This is a genomic window from Streptomyces capoamus, assembly GCF_014654935.1.
Lineage (GTDB): Bacteria > Actinomycetota > Actinomycetes > Streptomycetales > Streptomycetaceae > Streptomyces > Streptomyces capoamus.
In genome coordinates, this window is sequence record NZ_BNBF01000008.1 from 102045 (window position 1) to 106666 (window position 4622).

3 protein-coding genes and 1 pseudogene are annotated in these 4622 nt (G+C 75.1%); 2 read left to right on the forward strand and 2 right to left on the reverse strand.

The window, feature by feature from the left end; genetic code table 11:
- Positions 1 to 156 precede the first annotated feature (156 nt).
- Positions 157 to 1983: an NAD(P)-binding protein gene (locus IE312_RS15055; RefSeq protein WP_189982274.1), complete on the reverse strand. Its 1827-nt coding sequence runs from the start codon at positions 1981 to 1983 to the stop codon at positions 157 to 159.
- A 159-nt stretch (positions 1984 to 2142) separates the two neighbouring features.
- Between IE312_RS15055 and IE312_RS15060 the strand changes: the two genes are divergently transcribed.
- Both IE312_RS15060 and IE312_RS15065 read left to right on the forward strand, forming a co-directional pair.
- Positions 2143 to 3150 (forward strand): permease, encoded by a 1008-nt coding sequence (locus IE312_RS15060; protein ID WP_189981996.1) that lies wholly within the window; start codon positions 2143 to 2145, stop codon positions 3148 to 3150.
- Positions 3147 to 3860 carry a TIGR03943 family putative permease subunit gene (locus IE312_RS15065; RefSeq protein WP_189981998.1) on the forward strand — a complete coding sequence of 238 codons (714 nt, stop codon included), beginning with the start codon at positions 3147 to 3149 and terminating at the stop codon, positions 3858 to 3860. Before IE312_RS15060 ends, IE312_RS15065 begins: the two co-directional genes overlap by 4 nt.
- A 13-nt stretch (positions 3861 to 3873) precedes the next feature.
- Here the strand turns inward: IE312_RS15065 and nadE are convergent.
- Positions 3874 to 4622, reverse strand: a pseudogene (gene nadE / locus IE312_RS40140) (NAD(+) synthase); the annotation flags it as partial.

Genomic DNA, 4622 nt, shown 5'->3' on the forward strand with positions numbered 1-4622 from the left:
GCGGCGCGGTCCACGAGGTGTACCGGTACGACGCGGGGCACGGTTCCCTGGTCGTGGACGAGCGGATCCGGCAGGTCGCACGGGAACTGGAGTTCGCCGAGCGGCACCTGCCGTCGGGCTGATCCGAAAGACACGCCCTGGTCCCGCGCCACCGGCTCAGCGCAGCTCGGCCAGCCCCCGCCGGGTCGCCGCCACCACCACCCGGTCGCCCTTCGCCAGGACGTGCCCGGCGGGGGTGGCGGTGCGGCCCAGCAGGGCCAGGACACGCCAGGAACCCGGCTGGAAGGCGTCCCGGACGGTGCGGCCCTCCAGCCGGGGGTGCCCGTCCACGTCGATCGCGGCGAACAGCAGCACCCGGCGTTCCACCGCGACGGCGCCCAGGACCTGCCGGCCCAGCATCGCCCCGGCGAAGGCCGGAGCCGCCAGGTGGGTGACGCTGCGGCTGCGGGTCAGGGCCTGGGGGTAGGCGGTGCGCAGGGTGCGGTAGACCGCGGTGGCGAAGTCGTCGTCGTAGAGGCGGAGCACCACACGGAGATCGGGGCGCACGGTCCGGGCGTAGAGCACGGCCTCCAGGTTGGTGGTGTCCGAACTGGTCACCGCGAGCAGGGCCCGGGCCCGGTGGATCTGGGCGCCCTCCAGGACGCCCTCCTGGGTGACGTCGCCGAGCACGACCGGCACCCGCAGCCGGCGGGCGGTGGCGAGGCCGCGTGCCTCCGGGTCGGATTCCACGCACACCACGGGGATGTTCAGTTCCCGCAGCCGGGTCAGCACCCGTGTGCCGATCTTGCCGAGCCCGAGCAGGACCACGTGCCCGCTCAGGCCGCGCGGAGGCCGGCGCAGCGTGGAGGCGGTGCGGAAGGTGCCGAACGCCTCCAGCGCGGCGGCCAGCAGGAGCGGCAGGAGCAGCAACCCGGTCAGCGCCGAGAGGAGTTGCAGGAGCTGGCGGCCCAGCGGCTCCCTGAGGGCCGGGTCGTCGATCGCGAAGAGGTCCAGGAGGGTGACGTAGAAGGCGCGCAGCGGGTGGATGCCGGTGACCAGCCACAGGGCGACGGCCAGGCCGACCACGCAGCCCACCAGGCCGGCCAGGGACCAGCGCAGCCGGCGGGAGAAGAGCGAGGCGAGCGGCAGCAGACCCGTCATCCGCAGGGTCGGCGCGGCGGATTCCGCACCGGCCGGGGCGGAGACGTGTTCCAGCACCACGGCCTGGCGTCCGGCGGCCTGCCGTACCTCCTCGTCGTCCGGGAGCAGCCGCGGCTGGTGCTCGCCGCCGCCGTCCGGGTCGCCGCCCGACAGCAGGGCGAGGGTGCACAGGCCCGGGCCGGTGCCGGGCCCGTCGTCGCCGGTCAGCGGCCGTTCGACGGCCCGTAGTAACAGGCCCTCGGTCTGCACCACCCGGCTGGTGCCGGCGACGGCGGTGGCGGCCAGCGCGGGCGCGGCGGTGTCGGCGTCGGACAGCACGGTCGTGGAGGCCTCGGTGCCGCCGCCCCGACCGCCGTCCTCCTCGCCGGCGGCCAAGGCGGCGGCCTGGTCGAGGAGTTCCTCGATGTGCTGGCCCAGCCGCCGGTTGTAGAGGCGCAGCACGAGCCGCAGCCGGGGGTTGAGCCGGCGGGCGGTCAGCGCGGCCCGGATGTTGGTCTCGTCGTCGTCGTGCACGAGGGCCAGCGCGGCGGCCCGGGCCACCCCGGCCTCGGCGAGCACCGCCTCGGTCAGCTCCGCGGCCTCCAGCACCCCTTCCGGCTCGGGGCGTGGGACACCCGAGCCGCCGACGGGCTGCCCGGTGCCGCCGGTCCGGCCGACGGTGCCCACGGCCGCGCTGACCACACGGTCGAACAGCGCCGCCGACGCGGCCCGGGCCCGGCCGACCACCGGCGGCCGGGCGGTGCGCTCGTTCGGCGGCACGACGAGGGTGACCTGTTCGCCGTAGACCCCGCGCAACTCGGCGGCCAGCCGGTGCGCGAGCCCGTCGTCACCGCACACCACCATGTGCGCCGGCGGGGCCCCCGGGCCCCCTTGATACGGAACGCTCGTCACGAGGGAAAAGAGTGCCCCAAGGAGATGCGTGGTTCCAGCAACGTCCTGAACGGCAGGGGGACGGCTCGCGTACGCAGGGGGAGGCAGTCCAGCAGCCGGAGGTAACCAGCCGTGGCCATCACCGAAGACGCCCCGCCCGGCGCGGACCTGGACCGGCCCGCGCCCCCGCGGAGCCGGCTCAGCTCCCCGCGGGTGCTGGTGCTGGTCCTCCTGCTCGCCGTGCTCGCCCAGTCCCCGATCCGCGGGCTGCTCGGCGCCCCGGCGATGCAGAGCTGGATGACGGTGTTCGTCGCGGTGACCGTCCAGGCGCTGCCCTTCCTGGTGCTCGGCGTGCTGCTGTCGGCGGCGATCGCGGTGTTCGTCCCGGCGTCCTTCTTCGCGCGCGCCCTGCCGCGCCGGCCGGCCCTGGCCGTGCCCGTGGCGGGGGTCGCGGGCGCGGTGCTGCCGGGCTGCGAATGCGCGTCGGTGCCGGTGGCGGGCGCCCTGGTGCGCCGGGGCGTGACCCCCGCCGCCGCGCTCGCCTTCCTGCTGTCCGCGCCCGCGATCAACCCGGTGGTGCTGACCGCCACCGCCGTCGCCTTCCCCGGGCACCCGGAGATGGTCCTGGCCCGGTTCGCGGCGAGCCTGCTGGTGGCCTGCGCGATGGGCTGGCTGTGGCAGCGGCGGGGCCGCACGGACTGGCTGCGCCCACCGGCCCACGGCGCGCACGAGGGCGCCGGCAAGGGGGAGGCCTTCTGGGACGCGGTCCGGCACGACGTCATGCACGCCGGCGGTTTCCTGGTGCTCGGCGCGACGGCCGCGGCCACGCTGAAGGCGGCGGTCCCGGCGGACTGGCTGCGCACGGCCGCCGGCACCCCCGTGGTGTCGGTGCTCGCCCTCGCCGTCCTGGCGGTCCTGCTGTCCATCTGCTCGGAGGCGGACGCGTTCGTCGCGGCCTCCCTCACCCAGTTCTCCCCGACGGCCAAGCTGGTGTTCCTGGTGGTGGGCCCGATGATCGACCTCAAGCTGTTCGCGATGCAGGCCGGCACCTTCGGCCGGGCCTTCGCGCTCCGGTTCGCCCCCGCCACCTTCGCGCTGGCCGTCACGGGCGCCGTGCTGACGGGGACGGTGCTGCTGTGAACCGCCAGGCCCAGGCGGCCGTCCTGTTCCTGCTCGGCGCCGCCCTGCTGCACGCGGGCGCCACCGACCTGTACCTGCGCTACGTCAAGGCGGGCCTGCGCCCCTTCCTGCTGGCCTCCGGCGCCGTCCTGATCGCGGCGGCCGTGGCCACGGCCTGGTACGAGCGCCGCCGCGCCGGCCGTCCCCGCCCAGGACACGCGCACCCCGAGCCGCGCGTGTCCTGGCTCCTGCTGCTGCCGCTGCTCGCGCTGATCCTGATCGCCCCGCCCGCCCTCGGCTCCTACAGCGCCCTGCGCACCGGAACGGCCCTGCAGAAGCCGTACGCCTACGGCCCGTTGCCCGCCGGCGACCCGGTGCCGCTGTCGGTCGTGGACTACGCCTCCCGAGCGGCCTACGGCCACGGCCGCTCCCTGCACGGCCGCCCGGTCCGGGTCACCGGCTTCCTCGCCCTGGACCGGGCGGGCCGGCCCTACCTGGTCCGCATGGCCCTCAACTGCTGCGCGGCGGACGCCCAGCCGGTGAAGATCGCGCTGACCGGCGAGCTGCCGCCGGTCCTGCGTCCGGACGCCTGGCTGGAGGTCACGGGCACCTACAGCCCCCGTCTGACCCGCGACCCGGTCAACAACGGCCCCGTCCCGTACCTGAGGGTCACCGCGACCCGCCCGGTCCCGGCCCCGCGCGACCCGTACGACGAGACCTGGAACACCTGAGCCGGGGCACCGCTCATCCTCCGGCGGCCGCGCCGTCGAAGTCGAAGCGTTCCAGGTCGCTCAGCCACGCCCGGGCGTTGCCGTCCGAGGGGGCGCGCCAGTCGCCGCGCGGGGAGAGGGAGCCGCCGGCCGACACCTTCGGGCCGTTCGGCATCGCCGAGCGCTTGAACTGGGAGAACGCGAAGAAACGGCGGCAGAAGATTTCCAGCCAGTGCCGGATCTCGGCCAGGTCGTACGCCACCCGCTTGGCCTCCGGGAAGCCGGGCGGCCAGGCGCCGGCGTCCGGGTCGTGCCAGGCGTGCCAGGCCAGGAAGGCGATCTTCGAGGGCCGGAAGCCGTAGCGCAGCACCTGGAAGAGGGTGAAGTCGTGCAGCGCGTACGGGCCGATCTTCGACTCGGTGGACTGCATCTCCTCGCCCGGCACCAGCTCCGGGCTGATCTCGGTGTCCAGGATCGCGGTGAGGATCTCGCCGGTCTCCTCGTCGAACTGCCCGCTGCTGACGACCCAGCGGATCAGGTGCTGGATCAGCGTCTTCGGCACGCCGGAGTTGACGTTGTAGTGGCTCATCTGGTCGCCGACGCCGTACGTGGACCAGCCGAGCGCCAGCTCGGACAGGTCGCCGGTGCCGAGGACGATGCCGCCGCGCTGGTTGGCCAGCCGGAACAGGTAGTCGGTGCGCAGGCCCGCCTGGACGTTCTCGAAGGTGACGTCGTACACCGGCTCGCCGGAGGCGAACGGGTGGCCGATCTCCTGCAGCATCA